The sequence below is a fragment of the Aureimonas sp. Leaf454 genome, assembly GCF_001424685.1.
Taxonomy (GTDB): Bacteria; Pseudomonadota; Alphaproteobacteria; order Rhizobiales; family Rhizobiaceae; genus Plantimonas.
This window is the reverse complement of sequence record NZ_LMQT01000019.1, coordinates 64,136-87,393: the sequence shown is the minus strand read 5'-3', so window position 1 is coordinate 87,393 and position 23,258 is coordinate 64,136. Positions and strand designations below refer to the sequence as shown.

The 23,258-nt window shown below is 65.7% G+C and carries 19 protein-coding genes; 11 read left to right on the top strand and 8 right to left on the bottom strand.

Annotated elements, in window-relative coordinates; translation table 11 throughout:
* Positions 1-24: 24 nt before the first annotated feature.
* Genes lpxA through lpxB form a run of 3 tightly spaced genes read left to right on the top strand, consistent with a single transcriptional unit; the run spans position 25 to position 2,872 of the window.
* A complete protein-coding gene (gene lpxA / locus ASG43_RS11875; protein ID WP_056504968.1) occupies positions 25-822 on the top strand; it encodes an acyl-ACP--UDP-N-acetylglucosamine O-acyltransferase in 798 nt (265 codons plus the stop codon).
* Positions 819-1,712, top strand: a complete 894-nt coding sequence (gene lpxI, locus ASG43_RS11870) for a UDP-2,3-diacylglucosamine diphosphatase LpxI (protein ID WP_056504965.1) — start codon at positions 819-821, stop codon at positions 1,710-1,712. The genes lpxA and lpxI overlap by 4 nt, the downstream gene beginning before the upstream one ends.
* On the top strand, positions 1,709-2,872 hold the full coding sequence (gene lpxB / locus ASG43_RS11865; RefSeq protein WP_056504962.1) for a lipid-A-disaccharide synthase: 1,164 nt from the start codon (positions 1,709-1,711) through the stop codon (positions 2,870-2,872). The genes lpxI and lpxB overlap by 4 nt, the downstream gene beginning before the upstream one ends.
* A 45-nt stretch (positions 2,873-2,917) precedes the next feature.
* Here lpxB and gltA read toward each other — a convergent pair whose 3' ends face one another.
* Both gltA and gltX read right to left on the bottom strand, forming a co-directional pair.
* Complete coding sequence (gene gltA / locus ASG43_RS11860; RefSeq protein ID WP_056504960.1) at positions 2,918-4,210, bottom strand: citrate synthase; 1,293 nt, start codon at positions 4,208-4,210, stop codon at positions 2,918-2,920.
* A 149-nt stretch (positions 4,211-4,359) separates the two neighbouring features.
* Positions 4,360-5,781, bottom strand: coding sequence for a glutamate--tRNA ligase (gltX, locus tag ASG43_RS11855; protein WP_056504959.1), 1,422 nt, complete (start codon positions 5,779-5,781; stop codon positions 4,360-4,362).
* 129 nt (positions 5,782-5,910) lie between these two features.
* On the opposite strand from gltX, the gene ASG43_RS11850 reads away from it, so the two are divergent.
* Positions 5,911-8,700, top strand: coding sequence for a ComEC/Rec2 family competence protein (locus tag ASG43_RS11850; RefSeq protein ID WP_056504956.1), 2,790 nt, complete (start codon positions 5,911-5,913; stop codon positions 8,698-8,700).
* Between the two features lie 219 nt (positions 8,701-8,919).
* Here ASG43_RS11850 and lexA read toward each other — a convergent pair whose 3' ends face one another.
* The 6 genes from lexA to ASG43_RS11820 all read right to left on the bottom strand — a co-directional run bounded on the left by lexA (position 8,920) and on the right by ASG43_RS11820 (position 15,194).
* Positions 8,920-9,660: a transcriptional repressor LexA gene (gene lexA / locus ASG43_RS11845; RefSeq protein ID WP_056504951.1), complete on the bottom strand. Its 741-nt coding sequence runs from the start codon at positions 9,658-9,660 to the stop codon at positions 8,920-8,922.
* 93 nt (positions 9,661-9,753) lie between these two features.
* Positions 9,754-10,962 (bottom strand): gephyrin-like molybdotransferase Glp, encoded by a 1,209-nt coding sequence (gene glp / locus ASG43_RS11840; RefSeq protein ID WP_056505798.1) that lies wholly within the window; start codon positions 10,960-10,962, stop codon positions 9,754-9,756.
* Complete coding sequence (gene moaC / locus ASG43_RS11835; protein WP_056504948.1) at positions 10,959-11,468, bottom strand: cyclic pyranopterin monophosphate synthase MoaC; 510 nt, start codon at positions 11,466-11,468, stop codon at positions 10,959-10,961. The genes glp and moaC overlap by 4 nt, the downstream gene beginning before the upstream one ends.
* Positions 11,465-12,277: an indole-3-glycerol phosphate synthase TrpC gene (gene trpC / locus ASG43_RS11830; RefSeq protein ID WP_056504945.1), complete on the bottom strand. Its 813-nt coding sequence runs from the start codon at positions 12,275-12,277 to the stop codon at positions 11,465-11,467. The genes moaC and trpC overlap by 4 nt, the downstream gene beginning before the upstream one ends.
* 5 nt (positions 12,278-12,282) lie before the next feature.
* A complete protein-coding gene (gene trpD, locus ASG43_RS11825) occupies positions 12,283-13,308 on the bottom strand; it encodes an anthranilate phosphoribosyltransferase (protein WP_056504941.1) in 1,026 nt (341 codons plus the stop codon).
* Positions 13,305-15,194 (bottom strand): peptidyl-prolyl cis-trans isomerase, encoded by a 1,890-nt coding sequence (locus tag ASG43_RS11820; RefSeq protein ID WP_056505797.1) that lies wholly within the window; start codon positions 15,192-15,194, stop codon positions 13,305-13,307. The genes trpD and ASG43_RS11820 overlap by 4 nt, the downstream gene beginning before the upstream one ends.
* 228 nt (positions 15,195-15,422) lie before the next feature.
* On the opposite strand from ASG43_RS11820, the gene tpiA reads away from it, so the two are divergent.
* From tpiA to ASG43_RS11785, 7 genes are all read left to right on the top strand, one after another.
* On the top strand, positions 15,423-16,184 hold the full coding sequence (tpiA, locus tag ASG43_RS11815; protein WP_056504939.1) for a triose-phosphate isomerase: 762 nt from the start codon (positions 15,423-15,425) through the stop codon (positions 16,182-16,184).
* A gap of 121 nt (positions 16,185-16,305) precedes the next feature.
* The gene (secG, locus tag ASG43_RS11810; protein ID WP_056504936.1) at positions 16,306-16,905 is read left to right on the top strand and encodes a preprotein translocase subunit SecG; all 600 of its coding nucleotides are present in this window, start codon (positions 16,306-16,308) and stop codon (positions 16,903-16,905) included.
* 107 nt (positions 16,906-17,012) lie between these two features.
* The gene (locus ASG43_RS11805; protein ID WP_056504934.1) at positions 17,013-18,641 is read left to right on the top strand and encodes a CTP synthase; all 1,629 of its coding nucleotides are present in this window, start codon (positions 17,013-17,015) and stop codon (positions 18,639-18,641) included.
* A gap of 164 nt (positions 18,642-18,805) precedes the next feature.
* Positions 18,806-20,080, top strand: a complete 1,275-nt coding sequence (gene eno, locus ASG43_RS11800) for a phosphopyruvate hydratase (protein ID WP_056504931.1) — start codon at positions 18,806-18,808, stop codon at positions 20,078-20,080.
* A 169-nt stretch (positions 20,081-20,249) separates the two neighbouring features.
* Positions 20,250-20,558 carry a septum formation initiator family protein gene (locus ASG43_RS11795; RefSeq protein ID WP_056505796.1) on the top strand — a complete coding sequence of 103 codons (309 nt, stop codon included), beginning with the start codon at positions 20,250-20,252 and terminating at the stop codon, positions 20,556-20,558.
* A 162-nt stretch (positions 20,559-20,720) separates the two neighbouring features.
* Positions 20,721-21,818 (top strand): pyruvate dehydrogenase (acetyl-transferring) E1 component subunit alpha, encoded by a 1,098-nt coding sequence (pdhA, locus tag ASG43_RS11790; RefSeq protein WP_082490850.1) that lies wholly within the window; start codon positions 20,721-20,723, stop codon positions 21,816-21,818.
* 15 nt (positions 21,819-21,833) lie between these two features.
* Positions 21,834-23,255, top strand: a complete 1,422-nt coding sequence (locus ASG43_RS11785) for a pyruvate dehydrogenase complex E1 component subunit beta (protein WP_056504928.1) — start codon at positions 21,834-21,836, stop codon at positions 23,253-23,255.
* Positions 23,256-23,258: the final 3 nt, after the last annotated feature.

The following is a 23,258-nucleotide window of genomic DNA, read 5'->3' as shown; positions in this document are numbered from 1 at the left end:
GATCCATCAGTCTTCAGGGGTTTCATGATCATCCACCCGTCGTCGATCGTCGAAGATGGGGCCGTTCTCGGCGATGATGTCGAGATCGGTCCGTTCTGCCACATCGGACCGCAGGTTCGACTCGGCGCGGGTTCGCGGCTTCGATCGCACGTGGTCCTATCCGGCAACACGACGATCGGCGTCCATGCCAACATCTACCCCTTCGCCTCGATCGGTCACGCTCCGCAGCACCTGAAGTACAAGGGCGAGGACACGCGGCTGGTGATCGGCGACAATTGCCTCATCCGCGAATCCGTGACGATGAACCCGGGCACCATCCAAGGGCGCTCCGAAACGACGATCGGCAATGATTGCTCGTTCTTCACGGGAGCGCATGTGGCGCATGACTGCGTGATCGGGGACCGGGTGACGCTGATCAACAACGTCATGCTCGCGGGTCATTGCGTTATCGGCGACTTCGCCACCATCGCCGGCGGCTCCGGCATCCACCAGTTCACACGGATCGGACATCACGCCTATATCGGCGGGCTCGCGGCCGTGGAGGGCGACGTCATTCCCTTTGGTATGGTGCTCGGAAACCGTGCCTATCTCTCTGGCCTCAACGTGATCGGCATGAAGCGCGCCGGGTTCAACCGGGATGCCGTTCGCAATGTCCGTAAAGCGTACCGCATGCTCTTTTCCGACGATCTGACCTTCCGCGAGAACATGGACGAGGTGCAGAGCGAATATCCGGACGATCCTCTGGTGCAGGATCTTCTCGGCTTCATCCGCTCCGGTGGCGACCGCGCCATCTGCTTTCCGCGGCATAGCCGCCCGTCGTGAGCCTTCAGAAGCCCGGCATCGTGGTTCCGGCCCATGCGGGCGAGCCGCTGGCCGTGATCGCAGGCGGCGGCGATCTTCCTCGGTTGATTGCCGCAACCGCAGCCCGTCGCGGTTTTGCGCCGACCATTCTGTCCATCGGGGATGGTCTGGGAACCGACTGGACACCCTATCCCGCATCGGACATGGCCTGGGGACGCCTGGGCGACGCTTTCGGTCACCTGAAGGCGCAAGGCGTTCGCAGGATGGTCCTCTGCGGGACGGTCTCCGTCCGTCCCGATTTCCGTTCGATCTGGCCGAGCCTGCGCACACTGGCACTCCTGCCACAGATCTTTCAGGTCATTCGCGGAGGGGATGATTCCTTGCTGCGTGCCGCCGCGAAAGCCTTCGAGAAGCGGGGTTTCGAGTTGCTGGCCGTGCAGGAGGTGGCGCCCGAATTGATGATGCCTGCGGGAAATCTCACATCGCGCCGACCGCTGGAATCCCATCGGATCGCGATGACGCGAGGATTTGAGGCCGCGCGGGCCTTGGGCGCCCTCGACGTCGGTCAAGCCGTCGTCGCATCCAAGGACCGGGTCATCGCTTTGGAGGGCATCGAGGGAACGCGGGAAATGCTCGGGCGGGTGGCTGATCTGCGCCGTCGCGGGCGCATCGGCAGCGCGGAACACACCGTCCTCGTGAAGAGCGTGAAGCCCGAACAGGATCTGCGATTCGATCTGCCGAGCGTCGGCCGCGCAACGATCGAGGAAGCCGCTGCCGCGGGCATCGGCGGCATTGCTCTCAGCGCGCGCAAGGCGCTCGTGATCGGTTTCGACGACGTGGTGCGCGCGGCGGATGCCGCGGGCATGTTCCTCGTCGGCATCGACAGCGAGCCAAGGGAAGAACAGGCATGATCAAGGTCGCCTTCGTCGTCGGAGAGCACTCCGGAGATCGGATCGGCGCCGACCTCATCCGGGGACTTCGGTCCCGATTGGGAAACGACCTCTCCGTCACGGGCCTCGCCGGCGACGCCATGGCGGCGGAGGGCCTGACCTCCCTCTTCAACATCGACGAGTTGTCGATCATCGGCGCGGGGGCGATCGTCGCTCGACTTCCGCAACTTCTCTGGCGGCTCGACCAGACGACCCGCCACATTCTCCGAGAAGAGCCCGACGTGCTCGTTGTGATCGACAGCTTCTCGTTCTCCCACAGGATCGCCCGACGCGTGAGAAAAGCCCGTCCCGGCCTTCCCATCGTCAATTACGTCCCGCCAGCGGTCTGGGCCTATCGCCCCGAACGCGCAGCGGACATGACGGCCTACATCGATCGGGCGATTTCCGCCTTTCCCTTCGAGCCCGCCGTCTATCGCGCGCTGGGAGGTCCTCCCTCGACCTATGTCGGCCATCCCCTCATGGGGGATCCCAAACTCGCCACGATCCGTGCTGCCCTGGACGCGGCGCCGGTTCTTCGCCAGCCGGGAACACCGCCAAAACTTCTCATCCTGCCCGGTTCGCGTCGGGGGGAGGTGGCCCGGCTTGGGCGCGACTTCGGACGAACGTTCGCCGTCTTGTCCGAGCGGATACCTGGATTGGAAGGTGTTCTCCCGGCCGTGTCGCGCTTGCGCGGCCGGATCGAGGCGGAGGTCGCCACCTGGACCGTCAAGCCGACCATCGTTCATGGCGACGACGCCAAATGGGAGGCCTTCGCCACCTCGGACGCGGCCTTGGCGGCATCGGGAACGGTGAGCCTGGAACTTGCCCTCGCCGGTGTTCCGATGGCCCTGGCCTATCGGCTGGACCCCCTGGCTTATCGTCTCCGGCACCTGATTTCCGGATGGACCGCGGCGCTTCCCAACTACATCGTCGATCATGCGCTGGTGCCCGAGCACTTCCATGAATTCGTTCGCCCGGCTCTCTTGGCGCGCAAGCTGGAGCGGCTTTTGACGGACACGCCCGAGCGTCACGCACAGCTTCAAGGCTTCGCCGACATTCGCCGGAAAATGGCCGTGGACCGTCCGCCGGGGGAGGCGGCAGCGGAGATCGTCATCGATGCCGCGAGGAACCGCCGATCGTGAAAACGGGCGCCGCAGCGCCCGTTTCGACCGTGTTGAACCTGCCCCTCAGCCGCGCGAGGCGACCGGCTTGTAGTCGCGCTGCGTCGCTCCCGTGTAGAGCTGACGCGGCCGACCGATGCGCTGGTGCGGGTCCTCGATCATTTCCTTCCACTGCGCGATCCAGCCCACGGTGCGCGCGACCGCGAAGAGAACGGTGAACATGGTGGTTGGAAAACCCAGCGCCTTCAGCGTGATGCCCGAGTAGAAGTCGACATTGGGATAAAGCTTCTTCTCGACGAAATAGGGATCGTGCAGGGCGATCTGCTCCAACTCCATCGCAACCTCCAGCAGCGGATCGTCCTTGATGCCGAGCTCGTCGAGCACTTCATGGCAGGTCTGCTGCATGATTTTCGCGCGGGGATCGTAGTTCTTGTAGACGCGGTGCCCGAAGCCCATGAGGCGGAACGGATCGTTCTTGTCCTTGGCTCGCGCGATGAACTCCGGAATGCGGTCCTTGGTGCCGATCTCGGTCAGCATGTTCAGGGCCGCCTCGTTGGCGCCGCCATGGGCCGGCCCCCAGAGACAGGCGATGCCCGCCGCGACGCAGGCGAACGGATTGGCACCCGACGAACCGGCAAGCCGGACCGTCGAGGTCGAGGCGTTCTGCTCGTGATCGGCATGGAGGATGAAGATCCGGTCCATCGCGCGTGCGAGAACGGGATTGATCTTGTAGGGCTCGCACGGGACCGCGAAGCACATGTGCAGGAAGTTTTCCGCGTAGGACAGATCGTTGCGCGGATAAACGAAGGGCTGGCCGATGTGGTACTTGTAGGCCATCGCCGCCAGCGTCGGCGTCTTGGCGACCATGCGGATGGATGCGACCATCCGCTGGTGCGGATCGGCGATGTCCGTCGAGTCATGATAGAAGGCGGACAGAGCGCCGACGGAGCCCACCATGACCGCCATCGGATGCGCGTCGCGGCGGAAGCCCGAATAGAACCGCGACATCTGCTCGTGGACCATCGTGTGGCGCGTCACGCGATAGACGAAATCGGCCTTCTCGCGTTCGGTCGGCAGTTCGCCGTAGAGAAGCAGATAGCACGTCTCCAGAAAGTCGCCGCGCTCCGCCAGCTGGTCGATCGGGTAGCCGCGGTGAAGGAGAACGCCTTCGTCGCCATCGATGAACGTGATCTTCGATTCGCAAGAGGCCGTGGAAGAAAAGCCGGGATCGTAAGTGAAAACGCCCGTATCCTTGTAGAGGCCCGTGACGTCGACGACGTCCGGCCCGATCGTGCCGCTGCGCATTTCGAGGCTCGCGTTCTTATCGCCCACCGCTATGCTTGCCGCGCGCTTCGTCATGCGTTTCCCCTTCTTTCGAGAGCGGGTCGAGGCACTGCTTTTGCAGTGCACCCTCCAGCGCAGCCTTTGCGTAGCGCAAAGCCGCCACGCGAACAAGTTCGCCGAAAGTCCGGCATCGGACGCCGCCTTTCGAAGGCGGAATCAATCGATTAGAGCTGTTGATCCGAGAGCCTGCCCAATGATTCGTCCCGCCCAAGAACGGCCAGGACATCGAAAACCCCGGGAGATGTCGTCCGGCCGGTGAGGGCCGCTCGCAGCGGCTGTGCCGCTTTGCCGAGCTTCAGCCCCTCGGCTTCCGCGAAGGCCCGAACCACGGCTTCGGTCGAGGCGGCGGACCAGTCCGAAATGTCTTCCAGCCGCGGGATGAGAGCGGCCACGATCCGACGGCCGTCGCCGTCCAGCAGAAGTTTGGCCCCCTCGTCGAGGCTGAGGGGACGCGCTGCGAAGAGATAGGCGGAGCTTTCGCAGAGTTCGACAAGGGTCTTCGCCCGTTCCTTGAGGCCCGCCATCGCGGCCTCCAGCTTGGCGCGGACCTCGTCATCGGGCTTCTGTTTCAGGATCGATCCGTTGGACAGGTGATGCCGCTCCGTCATCAGGAGATCGACGAGGTCCGCGTCGGAGCTGCCGCGGATGTGGTGGCCGCTCAGGGCGTTCAATTTGGCGAAATCGAAACGGGCCGCGCCCTTGTTGATGTCGGCCGTGTCGAACCAGGAGATCATGTCGTCGATCGACATGATCTCGTCGTCGCCGTGGCTCCAGCCCAGACGCGCGAGGTAGTTCAGCAAAGCCTTCGGCATGTAACCCATCTCGCGATAGGCCTCGACGCCCAGCGCGCCGTGCCGCTTGGACAGCTTGGCGCCGTCCGCGCCATGAATGAGCGGGATGTGCGCCATGATCGGAACGTCCCAACCCATGGCCTGATAGATCAGCGTCTGTCGTCCTGCATTCGTCAAATGGTCGTCGCCCCGGATGATGTGGGTGACGCCCATGTCGTGATCGTCCACGACGACGGCGTGCATGTAGGTCGGAGAGCCGTCGGAACGCAGCAGCACGAAATCGTCGAGATCGCGATTGGGAAAGCGCACGTCGCCCTGGACGACATCGCGCACCAGCGTCTCGCCGTCCTGCGGCGCCCGAAGCCGGATGACGAAGGGCGCCCCCGCCGGCGCCTCGCTCGGATCTCGGTCTCGCCAACGCCCGTCGTAGCGAGGCGGGCGCTTCTCGGCCTTGGCGCGTTCGCGCATCTCCTCGAGTTCGGCCTGGGTCGCATAGCAGCGATAGGCCTGGCCGCTGGCCAGGAGCGCCTCGGCGACCTCGCGATGACGCGGCGCGCGCTCGAACTGCGAGATCGCAGGTTCGTCCGCTTCGAGCCCGAGCCAGGACAGGCCTTCGATGATCGCCGTGACGGCTGCCTCGCTGGAGCGCTCGCGGTCCGTATCCTCGATGCGAAGCAGCATCTTTCCGCCGGTGTGCCGCGCATAGAGCCAGTTGAAGAGGGCCGTGCGGGCGCCGCCGATGTGCAGATAACCCGTGGGCGAGGGGGCGAAACGTGTGACCACGCGGTCCGTCATGGCAAAATCCGTGGATGAAGGAAGGCACCCGGTTCGACCGGATGGGACCGACGATTTTGATCGGCAGGGCTTCGTGGGTGTGTAGCATAGGGCCGACGAGAGGCAAGACGATGCGGGAGCCGGACCGGAATGGACGCCACCGACCCCGCAACGAAGCCGCACCCATGGTGGCGCTGGGCAGCCGACGGCGCTGCCCGCCTTCCGCGCGTCGTCCTCCGAAGTCGATCGGGACGATGGCCGACGACGCGCGAATGGCGGTCTTGGTTCGCCCGGGAGTTCACCCGCAATGTCGAGCGCGAGGCACGTGCGAGGTCGGGCTTCTTCCTCGTACCGCTCGGCCTCATGATCGGCATCATCCTGGTCCACACCATCGGGCTCCGCGTCATCGAGGTCCCGGCGACGGGGGTCCGTCCGCCGGACCTTCGCTTAACCGCCGTCCTCTCCGCAGCGGGTCGTGCTTCGGTTCCGCCGATGGTGCTGGCGGCGGCCATTGCCGCAGTGGCCTCGATCCCGGCTCTTCTTCTTGCCTGGACATGGGCAGGGCGGGGCCTGAAGGGCGCTGCCGCTCTTCTTTTCGCCTTCACGGTCATCGGCACGGCTCTCGCGACGGCGGAGCTTGGCTGGACGACGACCACGATCATCTCGGGCGATGCGACGACCCGAATCCAAGGACGCGTCCTGTGGCGGGATCGCGACGATTCCGGCCGAATGCGCTACGTCGTCCGGATCGGCTCGACCGACAGGCCCGTCCTCACGCGACCGCCGGAAACCGCCTCGATCCTTGTGTCGAGCCGGCATGAGACCATCCCGGTCGGCGGGAGGTTCGCAGGTCTCGTCCGGCTGCGGGCACCGTCCGGCCCCGCCATGCCGGGCGCCTACGATTTCGCGTTCGCGTCCTTCTTCGAAGGGCGCGGCGCCAACGGTTTCGCTCTCGGAGCGCCAGAACCCTCCACCGAAATTCCCCGGTCTCTGACCGTGAGCGAAAAACTGGTGCGGTTGCGGCTGAGCGTCAGCGACCGCATCCGGGACGTCATCGGCGGCGGAGCCGGAGCCGTCGCCGCTGCCCTCATGACGGGAGAGCGAAGTGGAATTCCGGACGACATCGACGACGCGCTACGGGCGACGGGCCTGTCGCATGTCCTCTCCATCTCCGGGCTGCACATGGCCCTCGTCGCAGGATTTGCGATGATGCTCGTCCGCGGTCTGCTGGCCTCGTTTCCCCGCGCGGCGCTCCACCTGCCGATCAAGAAGATCGCCGCCGCAGCGGCGCTGGTGGTCGCGACCGCCTACCTCGTCCTCTCCGGCAGCAATGTCGCCACCGACAGATCCTTCGTCATGCTGTCGATCATGCTGGTAGCGATCCTCGTCGACCGGTCCGCACTGACCCTCCGAAATGTCGGACTGGCGGCCGTCCTCGTGCTCCTGACCAGCCCCCATGCCGTGTTGACCGCGAGCTTCCAGATGTCCTTCGCCGCGACGACCGCCTTGGTTGGGATCTACGGACTGATGTCGAGGAGGCGCGATGACGACCAGGAGCCATCCAGACGGCCGGGGCGCATCCGGGCGGTGCTCCTTTTCTTCGGAGGGCTCGCTGCCTCCTCGGCCATCGCAGGTCTGGCGACGGCGCCGTTCGCAGCCTACCACTTCCAGCGCATGGCACCCTACGGCGTCGTCGCCAACCTCGTCGCGCTGCCCGTCTTCTCTTTCTGGATCATGCCCTTAGCGCTGATCTCTGCCATCCTGATGCCGTTTGGCCTCGACGCGGTCTTCCTCGTTCTCATGGGGAAGGGACTGGACTTCGTCTTTCTCGTCGCGACCACCCTCGCGTCCCATCTGCCGGACTCTCCCAGTGGACGACTGACCTCGTCCGGTCTCGTCGTGATATCCGGATCACTCCTCGTCGGTTGTCTCTGCGCCAGCCGTCTTCGCTGGCTGTCCCTGCCGCTCGCACTCGTCGGCCTCCTGCTTCTGCCGGACAGAGGCCGGACGCCGGAACTTCTCGTCTTCGAGGATGGCAAGGAAGTGGCCGCCATCGATGCCGACGGGACCCTCCATCCGCTTCGCAAGCGTCCGAACGCCTTCGTGTTCGCACAGTGGACGCGCGCCTTCCCACCGTCGGCTCAATCCCAATCCGAAGTGCACGACGCTCGATCTCCCTCGATCGGCCAAGCGGCGGCAACACCACCGGAGACGGTGTCGTCAACACCCGTTGCGAAGGCATCGAAGACGGTGGAGGGAGCGGAGCCGCAATCCTCCGTCACGCAGCCGATCGCGTTGCCGCACGATGCAAAGCGCGAGATTTCAGACGCGGCCGGAAACGGACTCGCTCGCGGCACGTCGCCGGGCGTCTTCGCTTGTGAGACCAGTCCTTTGCCGGACGACGTTCGTCTTCGCAGAGACGCTTCTTCCGTTCCAGTTGCTGCAGAAAGCGGTGCCGCATCTCAGAACAACGGATCCGCATCATCCGTTTCGTCGACCGTAAACTCCGTGCTTCGTCGTCCGCCGCCACCCCGTCTGATCTGCCGCGCGAGAACCCGCACCGGACTTCGGATCATCTGGACCGACGATTATCGTCTCGTCGACGATGTCTGCGACGAGGCCGATGTGGTCATCGTCGCCCGCGCCATACGCAGCCGGACCTGCAACGGCGGAACTCCCCTGATCACCTTGAGAACCCTCAGACGAACGGGATCCATCGCGATCTCGAGGACGGCCGACGGAAAAGTCGCGATCGAAACGTCCATATCCAGCCGCCCGACGCCCTGGACCGTTCACAGAACGGCGCCCTGGCCGGAAACATGGCGAAGGCCCGTTGACGTCTCGTCCGACGCCGGTCCTCGGACGCCGCCTCCGGAGAACACGTCGACCAACCGACCGATCACGCCTCGATCCGTCGATCCGGTTCCGGCGGCGCGCTGATCCGGCCCGCCGGACTTCGTCTGCAACCCAACAATCGCCATCTCGAAAGGCGCTTCTCAACGAAGGTGCGTCGCTCTTCGTCAACCGATCTTCGATCCCGACCATCGGTCTTTTCCAGAACGTCCAAGGCGGGCCATCAGCCCGCAGCTCGAGACGTCCGCGGATCTCTCAAGCATCCCGTCCGGCCGCCGCCATCAAGGATCGAAGCCCCGCCCGGCGTCAGTAACGCCGGATGAGACCCACCAGACGACCCTGAACCTTCACACGATCCGAGATGAAGGTCTTCGTCTCGTAAGCCGGATTGGCCGCTTCGAGCGAGATCGTATCCCCCTTGCGCCGGAACCGCTTCAAGGTCGCTTCTTCGTCGTCCACCAAAGCGACGACGATGTCGCCCTGCGTCGCGGTCTCCGCCTTGCGGATGACGACGGTGTCGCCGTCGAGGATCCCGGCCTCGATCATCGAATCACCGCGCACTTCCAGCGCATAGTGCTCGCCCGCCCCGATCATGTCCGGCGGCAGCGAGAGGGAATGGGTGTTGTTCTGGATCGCGGATATCGGCACGCCCGCTGCAATGCGCCCCATGACGGGAATGCTGACCAAGCCCTCCGTCGACGGTCCGACCGGACGACGGCCGGATTTCGGGAGCGGTTCCACATCCGTTCGCGCGGAGGGCGCCGCAGCCTGACGGGATCCCTCGATGACCACCGGCTGGAAACCGCTCCTCGCCTTCACCGTCTGCGAGACCGAGTCGGGGAGTTTCAGGATCTCCAAAGCGCGGGCGCGGTTCGGCAGACGACGAATGAAACCTCGCTCCTCCAGCGCAGTGATCAGGCGATGGATGCCGGATTTCGACTTCAGATCCAGAGCATCCTTCATCTCGTCGAAGGACGGGGGCACGCCGGCCTCCTGAAGACGTCCGTGAATGAACATCAGGAGATCGTGCTGCTTGCGCGTCAGCATAGCGGCGAATCCTACAAAAACAAAACCTGAACAAACCTATCTGTTCTAGTTGTGTTCCGCAAGCATCTTCCCACCCGCCGCGCGTCCTCCCGCTCAGTCCAGCGGGACGAAGCGACAGGGATCGCCGGCCTTGGCGGCGGGCGCATGCGGGGGGCGCAGAAGGAGCACGTCGGCTCGCGCGTAGACTGACAGAAGCGAGGAGTCCTGACGTCCTGCAGGATTGACGATCGGACGGACCGCGGAGATCTCGTCGATCTCGGCGCGGATGAAATCTGCCCGCAGGTCGTTTTCGGGCATATCGGAACCCAGGATGCCGTCTCGGTAGATCGTTCGCCCGGGCCGTCCCGCCAGCATGGACACCAGCGGCTTCAGGAAAAGCGTCGCCGCCACCATGCTGGAGGCGGGATTTCCGGGAAGACCGACGAGGCGAAGTCCACCCAGCCGACCGGCCATCAGCGGCTTGCCCGGCCGCATCGCGACCTTCCAGAAGTCGAGCGCCACCTTCTTGTCCGCGAAGACCTTCCCGACGAGATCGTGGTCGCCGACGGACGCGCCGCCGATCGTGACGAGGATATCGGCGCCGTCGGATATCGCGCGATCGACGCGCCCGCCGATCTCATCCTCGTCGTCCGCCGCGATGCCGTAATCGAGAACGACGCCGCCGGCAGCCTCGATCAGGGCGGCGATGCCGAACGTGTTCGAAGCGACGATCTGTGACGGGCCAAGCGGCTCTCCCGGCAGGACGAGCTCATTGCCGGTTGCCAGGATCGCGACCTTCGGCCGGGCGATCACCTCGAGGGCCGGATGATTTCCGCTCGCCGCCAGCGCGATCCCCCCGGCCGTAAGGCGCGAGCCCCGGGCGATCAGAATGTCGCCGCGGGAGAAATCGGCGCCGGCCTTGCGGATGTGCCGTCCGGGAACGACGCCTTCCAGCGGGCGCACGGACAAGCCGGATCGCTCGGCATTTTCCTGGATGAGGATCGCGTCGGCACCCGCGGGAACCGGTGCGCCCGTGAAGATCCGCACGGCCTCACCGGCGTGGACGGCACCCGCGAAGGCGCCTCCGGCAGCCGATTCACCGACCACCTTCAGCCAGGGAAAGGGCTCGACAATGGCGGAGGCCTGGACGGCATATCCGTCCATGGCGGAGGCGTCGAAGTCGGGCTGGGTCCGCAGCGCGCTGATGTCACGGGCGAGGATGCGTCCGTAAGCCTTTCGAAGCTCGACCGTTTCCACCCGCGCCAGCGGTGCCGCATCGCTCACGAGCCGTTCGAAGGCGTCCTCGACCGAGAGAAGGCTCACGTCGGCGCCTTTGGTGCGCGTCCCGACCAATCGCCCGACTTGCCACCGGATTTCTCGACGAGGCGCACGGCCGTGATCTCCATGCCGCGATCCACAGCCTTCGCCATGTCGTAGATGGTGAGGCAGGCGACGGTGACGGCGGTCAGCGCCTCCATCTCGACGCCGGTCCTGCCCGTCAGCTGGGCCGTCGCGCTGACGCGCAGCCCCGGCAAGGCCGGCTCCGGTTCGATCTCGACCGCGACCTTGTCGAGCGCCAGCGGATGACAGAGGGGAATCAGGTCCGCCGTGCGCTTGGCCGCCATGATCCCGGCGATCCGTGCGACGGCGATGACGTCGCCCTTCTTCGCCATGCCGGACAGAATGAGGTCCAGCGTCTCCGGGGCCATCAGCACCAGACCCTCGGCGCGCGCCTTTCGCCGGGTCTCGTCCTTGTCTCCCACATCCACCATCGAGGCGGCGCCGGCCGCGTCGAGATGGGTCAGCCGCGGTTCGACCGGATTGCTCATGCAGCAGCCTCGCTGGCGTCGCGGCCGAGGAGGGCGCGTGTCGCCGCTTCGACATCGGCATGCCGCATCAGGCTTTCACCGACGAGGAACGTCTTGATGCCGACCGCCGACAATCGCTCGCAATCGGCGCGGGATGCGATGCCGCTTTCACCGACCAGCAGGCGATCCGGCGGCACGAGCTTGGCCAGCCGTTCGGAGGTCGAGAGATCCGTCTCGAAGGTCCGCAGATTGCGATTGTTGATGCCGAGAAGCGGAGAGGTGAGGCGAAGCGCCCGTTCCGTCTCCGCTTCGTCGTGCACCTCGACGAGCACGTCGAGACCATAGGACAAGGCCGCCGCCTCGAGATCCGCCGCCGTCGCATCGTCGAGGGCCGCCATGATGATCAGGATCGCATCCGCGCCCCAGGCGCGCGCTTCGGCCACCTGATAGGGATCGAACAGGAAGTCCTTGCGCAAGGCGGGGAGGGCCGTCGCGTCGCGCCCCGCCGCGAGGAAGGTTGGATCGCCCTGGAAGGAGGGCCCGTCGGTGAGAATGCTGAGGCAGGCCGCGCCGCCGCGCTCGTAGGCGCCGGCCAGCGAGGCCGGATCGAAATCGGCCCGGATCAGACCCTTGGAAGGGCTGGCCTTCTTGATTTCGGCGATCAGAGCGATGTCGCTTTTCGCGATCTTTCGACGAAGAGCCGCCTCGAAACCGCGAGGCGCTTCGACGCCTTCCGCCATGGCTTCGAGGTCCGCGACGCTGTGGCGGGTTTTGGCGAGGCGGATCTCTTCGCGCTTGTAGGCTTCGATGGCCTTCAGGATGTCGGTCATGGTCCTCAGGCTCCCGGGGCGGCTTGACTGACGGCGACGAGACGATCGAGCGCGGCCCTTGCGCGGCCGGAGGCGATGGCGTCGGCAGCCAGAGCGACGCCCTCGACGAGATGGGTCGCCCGGCCCGTCATGACGAGGGCTCCGGCGGTGTTGAGAAGGACGATGTCGCGATAGCCGCCCGACGCTCCGTCGAGCACAGCCCGCAAGGCAAGGGCATTCTGCGCCGCATCGCCACCCTTGATGGTTTCGATGGGCCAGCGACCGAGACCGGCGTCTTCGGGCGTCACGTCGAATTCCTCGATGTGATCGTGCCGCAGTGCCGCGACCCGCGTCGTGCCTGAAACCGTCATCTCGTCCAGCCCGTCGCCGTGAACGATCCAGGCGTTTTGCGTGCCCAGCGCCATCAGCGTTTCGGCGATCGGACGCACCCAATCGGCGGAGAAGACGCCGACGAGGAGGTGCTTGACGCCGGCCGGATTGGCGAGCGGACCCAGAAGGTTGAAGATGGTGCGCGTGCCGAGTTCGACGCGGCTCGGCCCGACGAAGCGCATGGCGGCGTGATGCGACGGTGCGAACATGAAGCCGACGCCGGCCTCCCGGATCGTGCGCGAGATTTCGGCGGGCGCGAGGTCCACCTTGACGCCGAGGGCCGTCAGGACGTCGGCGGAACCCGATCTCGACGAGAGCGCCCGGTTCCCGTGCTTGGCGACCGTCACTCCGCATCCCGCGAGAACGAAGGCCGAGCAGGTCGATACGTTGACGGTCCCGGCATGATCGCCGCCGGTGCCGACGATGTCCACAGCGTCGTCCGGCGCCGAGACCGGCAACATGTTGGCGCGCAGGACCGAAACCGCGCCGGCGATCTCGTCGACCGTTTCGCCGCGCACCCGCAGCGCCATCAGAAAACCGCCGATCTGAGAGGGTGTCGCCTCGCCGGACATCATCACGGCGAAGGCCGTCTCGGCTTCGCCACGCGACAGGGCTTCGCCGCCGGCGACCTTGGAAAGAAAGGGCTTCAGACTCTGGTTCATCGGATGAGCGTTCGCGCCTGCTCGATCGCCTGGGGATAGCGCGAGACCGGATAGAGGTTCTGCAGTTCGCCGACATAGCTCTGCAGGAAATCATTCTCCAGAAGGCTGTCGAGCTGCTCGACCTGCTGGGGTGGCACATTCGCCGCGGGGTCGGCGGCGGCCGCGACGGAGGTCACCTTGAGAAGAAGCTTGGAGCGCCCGTCCTTGGCGGGCGCGGTGGCGACGAGCCCGGACGGACCGGCGAAGGCGGCGACCGCGGCTTCGCGGCCGATCTCGGTCGGCGCCGTCTGCCGGCTGAGCGCGGACGCCACACCCTTCTCCAGCTGCTGCGAGGCCGCGACCTGGTCGATCGTCTCGCCTGCATCGAGCCGCGCCTTGAGGGGGGCGATGCGCTCGGCGAGAAGCCGCTCGGTTTCCTCGGCCTTCCAGTCGGCCAAAACCCGCTCGCGGGCTTCGTCCAACGTGCGGTCCCGCGCCGGGTCGATCTTCGTCACTTCGTAGAAGAGACTGCCGCCGGAGGCGACGTTGATCGGAAGATTTTCGACCTCGGCCTCGGCGGTGAAGACCGAGCGCAGAAACTCCGGTGCGGGCGGCAGGTCGGCGACGGGCTGATCCGCGGCGTCGAGACCGTTCAGCGTCACCGCGGGAATCGTCGTCACCTCGAGGCCGGCCGCTTTCGCCGCTTCCGTGAAGGTCTGTCCGCCGGCACGCGCATCCTCGAAGGCATCGAAGACCTGCTGCGTCGCCCCGCCGGCCGCCTCCAGCGCGAGCGCCGTGCGGATTTCGTCGCGAACGGCCTCGAGCGGCTGGCGCGTTTCGGGCTGCACCTCCGTCACCCGGAGGATCACCGGTCCGAACGCGCCTTCGACCACGGGCGACACCGCGTTTGGAGCCAACGCGAAAGCGGCGTCCGCGATCGAAGCGTCGGGAATTTCGCTCTTCGCCAGCAGACCGAGCTGCGTGTCCTCGATCGTCCGGCCCGATTTGACCACCGCTTGCTCGAAGAGCTCGCCCCCGTCGAGGGCCGCCTTGGCGGCATCGGCCGCCGCGCGATCCGCGAAGACGATCTGCTGAACACGGCGACGCTCCGGCGTCACGTAGCGCTGCCCGCTCTTCGCGTAGTCGGCGGCGATCGCTTCGTCCGTCACCGCGGACGGATCGGAGATCGCTTCCGGTGTCAGCAGCGCATAGGCGACCGACCGATATTCCGGCGCCCGATAGCGTGCCTTGTTCGGCTCGAAATAGCGGGTGAGAACGTCGGCGGCGGGGTCGGCGATCGGCTCGACCAGGGCAGGGGCGAAGGTGAGATATTCCACCGTCCGGCGCTCGCCGTTGTAGAGACCGAAAGCCGTCTTGATCAGAGCCGGCGCGGTCACGCCGTCGGCGATCGCCTCGACGATCTGGCTGCGGATCGCGGCATCCTGGCGGTTCCGAATGAAGTCGGCCTCGCGCATGCCGACGCTTCGAAGGACGTCGGAGAACACGGCGCGGGAAAAATTGCCGGCCGCATCGTGGAAGGACGGATCGTCCGCAATGAGCCGGGCAAGGCGGTCCTCGGACAGTCCGAGGCCGATCCGGCGACCCTGCTCGTCGAGCACCGCTTCGGACGCAAGCTGCGCGACGACCTGCGACTCGATGCCGGCGCCTTCGATGTCCTCCCGGGTCGGTCGGCGCTGGACGCGCTGCGCAAGGGCGTTTTCGGCCCGGCGGAAGGCGAGGAGGTAATCCTGCGTCGAGACCTCCGTCTCCCCGGCCGAAATGACCGTGCCGGACGTGCCGCCGGTGAAGAAGCTCGAAAATCCGGTGACGACGAAGGCGACGACGACAACGCCGAGCAGCAGCTTCACGCCGAAACCGGAGGCACTCTTTCGCAGCGATTTCATCATGAAGAGGCACTCCTCGTGTCCGGCGCGATCCGCGCCGTTCGTCCGCCAGGCGCAACGGCGCCGCACATGCCGAGCTCCGGCTGGGTGAAGCCGCCTCGAACGCTGCGCCTTTCTAGGAAACTGTCGGCAGGACATGCAAGCGCCACGCGGACGGGAATCGATCCGTTGCGTTCCGGGGGCGCGCTGCGTTAGGGCACGAGCAGAGGTGCAGTCTCGCACGGGAGGAACATGCCGATGGCCAGGAAGCCACTGATCGCGGGCAATTGGAAGATGAACGGCACGCGCGCCTCGCTCGCGGAGCTGCAGGCGATGGTCGCGGCGGCGACGGCCGGGCTCGGCGACGGCGTCGACCTTCTCATCTGTCCTCCGGCGACCCTCTTGGCGGAGGCGGTCCACCTCGCCAACCGCTCGGTCTCCATCGGCGGACAGGATTGCCACACCGGAACGAGCGGCGCGCACACCGGCGACATTTCCGCCGTCATGCTGGCCGATGCCGGAGCGACCCACGTGATCGTCGGCCATTCCGAACGACGCGCGGACCATGGCGAAGGCGACGATCTCGTGCGCGCCAAGATGCAAGCCGCGCGCTCGGCGGGCCTCGTCGCCGTCGTCTGCGTCGGCGAGACGCAAGATCAGCGGGATGCGGGTGAGACGCTCGGCGTTCTCGGCGCCCAGCTCGCGGGCTCTCTGTCCGACGACGTCACAGCGATCACGACGGTCGTCGCCTACGAACCGGTCTGGGCGATCGGAACGGGGCGCACGCCGACCGCCGGCGACGTCGCGGAGGTCCATGCCTTCATTCGGCGGACACTCGTCGAGCGGTTTGGCGTGGATGGCCAAGACGTCCGGCTTCTCTACGGCGGCTCGGTCAAGCCGTCGAATGCCGCCGAACTCCTTGGCGTCGACAATGTCGATGGCGCGCTCGTCGGCGGAGCGAGCTTGAAGGCGGACGATTTCATTGCAATATGCAGGGCCGTCGCACCGGCCTGACGGGCCCGATGCCGGCATATTGGTCGATCCACCGCCGAATTCCCGCGAAAGCGTTTGGATTTAGCGGCACCCTCCTATAGAAGGCGCGCGTCTTGACCCCTGGGGCGCGTGCGAAAAGTCTATGGCTACAATCCTCATCATCATTCACCTGATGATCGTCATCGCGCTGATCGTCGTGGTGCTCCTGCAGCGTTCCGAAGGCGGGGCGCTCGGCATCGGCGGCGGCGGCGGCGGCCTGATGAGCGCCCGCGGCGCGGCGAATGCGCTGACGCGCACGACGGCGATCCTGGCGGCGGCCTTCTTCGTGACCTCTCTCGCCCTCGGACTGCTCGCCCGCTACGGCGGCCAGCCGACCGACATCCTGCAGCAGATCGAGCAGAACCGGGCCGCCCCCGGCGCGGCGCCGGCCAGCGGCAGCCTTCTCGACCAGCTCGGCGGTGCTCCGACATCCGACGTTCCCGCCGCCGCCCCGGCCTCGGGTGCGCCCGCCGCCACGGCTCCCGCGTCGTCCACCCCGCTGACCGATGCGCCCGCGACCACGACGCCGGCCCCCACGACGGGCACGGCCCCGGCTTCGGACGCGCCGACGCCATCGCCGTCCTCGACGGGCGCCTCGACGAATGCGAACGAATCGACCCCGGCCTCGCCGCCGGACGGCGCGACGACGGGGACGTCGGCACCCGGTACGTCGACGACGACACCGGCGGCACCCGCACAGTAAGAGACCCACGACCATCCGGCGGCGACGGGGCGCATCGGCGCCCCGTTTCATTTGGCCGACAAGATGGGACTGGCAGAATCGAACCTCAGAGCGTATCGAGAGGGCCCATGGCGCGATACATATTCATCACCGGCGGCGTGGTCTCCTCCCTTGGCAAGGGCATCGCATCCGCGGCTCTCGGGGCTTTGCTTCAGGCACGCGGCTACCGCGTGCGGCTGCGCAAGCTCGACCCCTATCTCAACGTCGATCCCGGCACGATGAGTCCGACGCAGCACGGCGAGGTCTTCGTGACCGACGACGGCGCGGAAACCGACCTCGACCTCGGTCATTACGAGCGTTTCACCGGTCGACCCGCGAACAAGCTCGACAACATCACGACCGGGCGAATCTACAAGGACATCATCGCCAAGGAGCGGCGCGGCGACTATCTCGGCGCGACCGTCCAGGTCATCCCCCACGTCACCGACGCCATCAAGGAATTCGTCCTCGAAGGCAACGAGGAGGTCGACTTCGTCCTCTGCGAGATCGGCGGGACGGTCGGCGACATCGAGGCGATGCCCTTCATGGAGGCGATCCGCCAGCTCGGCAACGACCTGCCGCGCAACGGCGCGATCTACGTCCACCTGACGCTGATGCCGTATATCGCGACCGCCGGCGAGCTGAAGACCAAGCCGACCCAGCATTCGGTGAAGGAGCTCCGTTCGATCGGCATCCAGCCGGACATTCTGCTGGTGCGTGCCGACCGCCCGATCCCGAAGGAGGAGCGGCGCAAGCTCAGCCTCTTCTGCAACGTTCGCGAATCCGCCGTCATTCAGGCGCTCGACGTCGCCACGATCTACGACGTGCCCATCGCCTACCACCAGGAAGGCCTCGACACCGAAGTGCTCGCAGCCTTCGGCATCGATCCCGCGCCCAAGCCCAAGCTGGAACGCTGGAACCAGATTTCGCATGGGATCCGCAACCCCGAAGGCGAGGTCACGATCGCCATCGTCGGCAAATATACTGGGCTGAAGGACGCCTATAAGTCGCTGATCGAAGCGCTCCATCACGGCGGCATGGCCAACCATGTCCGCGTGAAGCTGGACTGGATCGAGTCGGAGGTCTTCGAGGCAGAAGATCCCTCGCCCTACCTCGAGCGCGTCAACGGCATCCTCGTGCCCGGCGGCTTCGGCGAGCGCGGGTCGGAGGGCAAGATCTTCGCGGCGCGCTTCGCCCGGGAGCGGAACGTTCCCTATTTCGGCATCTGCTTCGGCATGCAGATGGCGGTGATCGAGGCGGCGCGCTCGCTCGCCGGAATCGCGGACGCGGGTTCCACCGAGTTTGGTCCGACCTCCGAGCCCGTCGTCGGCATGATGACGGAATGGATGAAGGGCAACGAGTTGGAGAAACGGGCCGAGGCCGGCGATCTTGGCGGCACGATGCGCCTCGGCGCCTATCAGGCGAACCTGAAGAGCGGATCGCGCATTGCCGAGATCTACGGCGATACCGAGATCAGCGAGCGTCACCGCCACCGTTACGAGGTCAACCGCGCCTATCGCGAGCGGCTGGAGGAGAAGGGGCTGATCTTCGCCGGCATGTCGCCCGACGGGCTTCTGCCGGAAACGGTCGAATTTCCGGACCATCCCTGGTTCATCGGCGTCCAGTATCATCCCGAACTGAAATCGCGGCCGTTCGAGCCGCATCCGCTCTTCTCCTCCTTCATCGCCGCAGCGCTGGAGCAATCCAGGCTCGTTTGAGAAAGACGCCCCCCTGCCGGCGGGACGTCGGCAGGGCGTTCCCCGTCACGTCGGCTCCCGGATCGGTGCCGGGCGAGGGTGACGGCGAGCGTTGCGCAAATCGCGGTTCAAACCGTCACGACTCTCCTATACAGGCTCTCGCATCTCAGCGAGAAGGAGTGGGCATGACTGCGATCATCGACATCATCGGACGCGAAATCCTCGATAGCCGGGGCAACCCGACGGTCGAAGTCGACGTCATCCTCGAAGACGGCTCGATGGGTCGTGCGGCCGTTCCCTCCGGCGCCTCGACCGGCGCGCACGAGGCGGTCGAGCTTCGCGACGGCGGCGAGCGCTATCTCGGCAAGGGCGTGCAGAACGCGGTCGAAGCGGTGAACGGCGAGATCTTCGAAGCGCTCTGCGGCCTCGAGGCCGAGAACCAGATGCGCGTCGATGCGCTGCTCGTCGAGCTCGACGGCACCGAGAACAAGAGCCGCCTCGGCGCCAATGCCATTCTCGGCGTGTCGCTCGCCGTCGCCAAGGCCGCGGCCGACGCGTCGGGCCTGCCGCTCTACCGCTATGTCGGCGGTGCCAGCGCCCATGTCCTGCCGGTGCCGATGATGAACATCATCAATGGCGGCGCGCATGCCGACAACCCGATCGACTTCCAGGAATTCATGATCATGCCCTACGGGGCCGAGACCTTCGCCGAGGGTCTGCGCATGGGCGCCGAGGTTTTCCACACCCTGAAGACCATGCTGAAGAAGGCCGGCCACAACACCAATGTCGGCGACGAAGGCGGCTTCGCGCCCAATCTGGAATCGGCCAAGGCCGGCCTCGATTTCGTGATGCAGGCCATCGAGAAGGCTGGCTACAAGCCGGGCGAGGAGATTGGCCTCGCGCTCGACTGCGCCTCGACGGAGTTCTTCAAGAACGACGTCTACGACTTGGAAGGCGAGGGGCGGAAGCTGTCGCCCGACGAGATGGCCTCCTATCTCGCCGAACTCGCGGGAGCCTACCCGATCGTCTCGATCGAGGACGGCATGTCGGAAGACGACTGGGCCGGCTGGAAGAGCCTGACCGACAAGATCGGCTCCTCCTGCCAGCTCGTCGGCGACGATCTCTTCGTCACGAACTCCAAGCGCTTGCGCCAGGGTATCGAGAAGCGCGTCGCCAACTCCATCCTCGTGAAGGTCAACCAGATCGGTTCGCTGACCGAGACGCTCGACGCCGTCAACGTGGCGCACCGTGCCGGCTACACCGCCGTGATGTCGCACCGCTCGGGCGAGACCGAGGATTCCACGATCGCCGATCTCGCCGTCGCGACCAACTGCGGTCAGATCAAGACCGGCTCGCTCGCGCGGTCGGACCGGCTCGCCAAGTACAACCAGCTGCTTCGCATCGAGGAAGAGCTGGGCGATCAAGCCGTCTACGCCGGCCGCTCCATCCTGCGTCGCTGACAGGCTGCCGGCGCGTCGATGTCGACGCGCCGGCGCGTGCTTCAAGTCATTGCCTCGGGCCGCCGTGCATGCGGCGGTCCGATCGGCATCATAAGTCTACAGAACAATAGCAGCGGTGCTTAACCGGCTCTTAAGTCTACAATGGCAGTCTATGGCCATGGACAAGACGATGAGCACCAAGCAGCACCGGAAATCGCATATGGGACGGTTGATCGTCCCCGCGATCAGCTGCAGCTTCCTGGCCTACTTCGCCTTTCATGCTCAGAGCGGTCGCTTCGGTCTCGAAGCGAAGTCGGTTCTCGCCACCGAGCTCGTCCAGGCCGAAGCGCGCTACGCCAAACTCCTCCAGGATCGCCAGTCTCTCGAACGTCGCGTTCAGCTGCTTCACGACGGGACGCTGGAGCGCGATATGATCGACGAACGCGCCCGGGAATCGCTGGGTTTTGTGGCGGCCGACGAGATTGCAATTCTGAAATAACGGCCAACGGAATGTTAACCTGAAAACGGTTGATTTTGCTGCCGTGCAGCATTGTAACCGCATTTCGGTTCATACCGATGTGCTGCTTGCGTAGCTACGCCTCCTCCGTATAGTCCGCTCTAACGCATCCCAGGGATGCTGGCTGACTCGGGAGTGACGCAGATGGCGAACGGCAAACCGAAAAAGCTTTCGGCCGATACACCGGACGAAGTCTCCGGCGAAGGCACTGCAGACATCGCGCGGACCTTGCACCAGTTCGAAGCGCCGGCTCCGGTCGAGTTTTCGAAGGAGCAGGAGCTCCGCGCCTACAATGATATGCTCCTGATCCGCCGCTTCGAGGAAAAGGCCGGCCAGCTCTACGGCATGGGCTTCATCGGCGGCTTCTGTCACCTTTATATCGGGCAGGAAGCGGTCGTGGTCGGCATGCAGCTGGCCATGAAGGACGGTGATCAGGTCATCACCGGATATCGTGACCACGGACATATGCTCGCCACCGGCATGGAGCCGCGCGGCGTAATGGCCGAGCTGACCGGACGCCGCGGGGGCTACTCCAAGGGCAAGGGCGGCTCGATGCACATGTTCTCCAAGGAGAAGAAGTTCTACGGCGGACACGGCATCGTCGGCGCGCAGGTCTCGATCGGCACCGGTCTCGCCTTCGCCAATCGCTACAACGGCAACGATTCCATGTCGCTGACCTATTTCGGCGATGGCGCTTCGAACCAGGGCCAGGTCTACGAGAGCTTCAACATGGCCTCGCTGTGGAAGCTCCCCGTTGTCTACATCATCGAGAACAATCGCTATGCGATGGGCACCTCGGTCAGCCGCGCGAGCGCGGAGACGAACTTCGCCCATCGCGGCCTGTCCTTCAAGATTCCCGGCATCCAGGTCGACGGCATGGACGTTCGCGCCGTCAAGGCGGCGGGCGATCTCGCCGCGGAGCACTGCCGCTCGGGCGCCGGGCCGATCATCCTCGAGATGATGACCTATCGCTATCGCGGTCACTCCATGTCGGACCCGGCGAAATATCGCTCGCGCGACGAGGTGCAGAAGATGCGCTCGGATCACGATCCGATCGAGCAGGTCAAGCAGCGCCTGATCGAGACGCACGGCGTCTCGGAGGAAGAGCTGAAGGACATCGACAAGAAGGTGCGCGACATGGTCGCCGACAGCGCCGAGTTCGCGCAGAACGACCGCGAGCCCGATCCGTCGGAACTCTGGACCGACATCTATGCGGACGACGTGCCGCAGGCGGCCGAGTAAGGGGGAGCACGATCCATGCCCATCAACATCCTGATGCCCGCTCTCTCCCCGACCATGGAAGAGGGCACGCTGTCCAAGTGGATCAAGAACGAAGGTGACAAGGTTTCCTCCGGCGACGTGATCGCCGAGATCGAGACCGACAAGGCCACGATGGAGGTCGAGGCCGTCGACGAGGGCACGCTCGGCAAGATCCTGGTGCCGGCCGGCACCGAGGGCGTGAAGGTCAACGCCGCGATCGCGATCCTTCTGGCGGACGGCGAGGATGCCGCAGCGCTCGATGGGGCCGCGGCTCCGAAAGCCGAGTCGCCTGCGGCGCCCAAGCCCGCCGACGATGCCGGCGAGAAGGCGACCTCGGAGAAGGTGGCCGGACCGAAAACCGTTCCCGCCGAGGGCATGAAGCATCCCGAACCCGAGGACGTCGATGGCGAGACGCCCGACTATCCGGCGGGCACCGAGATGGTGCAGTCGACCGTTCGCGAAGCGCTTCGGGATGCCATGGCCGAAGAGATGCGCCGCGACGGCAATGTCTTCCTGATGGGCGAGGAAGTCGCGGAATATCAGGGTGCCTACAAGATCAGCCAGGGCCTGCTCGAAGAGTTCGGCGCGCGCCGGATCGTGGACACGCCGATCACCGAGCACGGCTTCGCCGGCCTCGGCGTCGGTGCCGCCTTCGCGGGGCTGAAGCCGATCGTCGAGTTCATGACCTTCAACTTCGCCATGCAGGCGATCGATCAGATCATCAATTCCGCGGCGAAGACGCTCTACATGGCCGGCGGCCAGATGGGCTGTCCGATCGTGTTTCGCGGCCCGAACGGCGCCGCCGCGCGCGTGGCTGCCCAGCACAGTCAGGACTACGCGGCCTGGTACGGCCAGATCCCGGGTCTGAAGGTCGTCATGCCCTACACCGCGGCCGATGCGAAGGGCCTCCTGAAGGCGGCGATCCGCGATCCCAATCCGGTCGTCTTCCTCGAGAACGAGATCCTCTACGGACAGACCTTCGAAATCCCCAAGGGCGACCATGTCGTGCCGATCGGCAAGGCGCGCATCCATCGCAAGGGACGTGACGTCACGATCGTCTCCTTCGGCATCGGCATGACCTATGCGGTGAAGGCCGCCGAGGAACTCGCCAAGGAGGGGATCGACGCCGAGGTGCTCGACCTGCGGACGATCCGCCCCATGGACGTCGACGCCATCGTGCGGTCGGTGAAGAAGACCAATCGCTGCGTCACGGTCGAGGAAGGCTGGCCGCAGAGCTCGATCGGCTCGCATATCGCATCCGAGCTGATGGAGCGCGCCTTCGACCACCTCGATGCCCCGGTGCTCAAGGTCACGGGCAAGGACGTTCCGATGCCCTACGCCGCCAACTTGGAAAAGCTGGCGCTTCCGACGGTCAAGGACGTGATCGACGCGGTCAAGTCCGTCTGCTACCGCGCCTAAGGG

Coding starts and splice junctions, on each gene's coding strand:
- lpxA (WP_056504968.1), top strand. CDS start 25: ATGATCATCCACCCGTCGTCGATCGTCGAAGATGGGGCCGTTCTCGGC.
- lpxB (WP_056504962.1), top strand. CDS start 1,709: ATGATCAAGGTCGCCTTCGTCGTCGGAGAGCACTCCGGAGATCGGATC.
- gltA (WP_056504960.1), bottom strand. CDS start 4,210: ATGACGAAGCGCGCGGCAAGCATAGCGGTGGGCGATAAGAACGCGAGC.
- gltX (WP_056504959.1), bottom strand. CDS start 5,781: ATGACGGACCGCGTGGTCACACGTTTCGCCCCCTCGCCCACGGGTTAT.
- ASG43_RS11850 (WP_056504956.1), top strand. CDS start 5,911: ATGGACGCCACCGACCCCGCAACGAAGCCGCACCCATGGTGGCGCTGG.
- lexA (WP_056504951.1), bottom strand. CDS start 9,660: ATGCTGACGCGCAAGCAGCACGATCTCCTGATGTTCATTCACGGACGT.
- moaC (WP_056504948.1), bottom strand. CDS start 11,468: ATGAGCAATCCGGTCGAACCGCGGCTGACCCATCTCGACGCGGCCGGC.
- trpC (WP_056504945.1), bottom strand. CDS start 12,277: ATGACCGACATCCTGAAGGCCATCGAAGCCTACAAGCGCGAAGAGATC.
- trpD (WP_056504941.1), bottom strand. CDS start 13,308: ATGAACCAGAGTCTGAAGCCCTTTCTTTCCAAGGTCGCCGGCGGCGAA.
- ASG43_RS11820 (WP_056505797.1), bottom strand. CDS start 15,194: ATGATGAAATCGCTGCGAAAGAGTGCCTCCGGTTTCGGCGTGAAGCTG.
- tpiA (WP_056504939.1), top strand. CDS start 15,423: ATGCCGATGGCCAGGAAGCCACTGATCGCGGGCAATTGGAAGATGAAC.
- secG (WP_056504936.1), top strand. CDS start 16,306: ATGGCTACAATCCTCATCATCATTCACCTGATGATCGTCATCGCGCTG.
- ASG43_RS11805 (WP_056504934.1), top strand. CDS start 17,013: ATGGCGCGATACATATTCATCACCGGCGGCGTGGTCTCCTCCCTTGGC.
- eno (WP_056504931.1), top strand. CDS start 18,806: ATGACTGCGATCATCGACATCATCGGACGCGAAATCCTCGATAGCCGG.
- ASG43_RS11795 (WP_056505796.1), top strand. CDS start 20,250: ATGAGCACCAAGCAGCACCGGAAATCGCATATGGGACGGTTGATCGTC.
- pdhA (WP_082490850.1), top strand. CDS start 20,721: ATGGCGAACGGCAAACCGAAAAAGCTTTCGGCCGATACACCGGACGAA.
- ASG43_RS11785 (WP_056504928.1), top strand. CDS start 21,834: ATGCCCATCAACATCCTGATGCCCGCTCTCTCCCCGACCATGGAAGAG.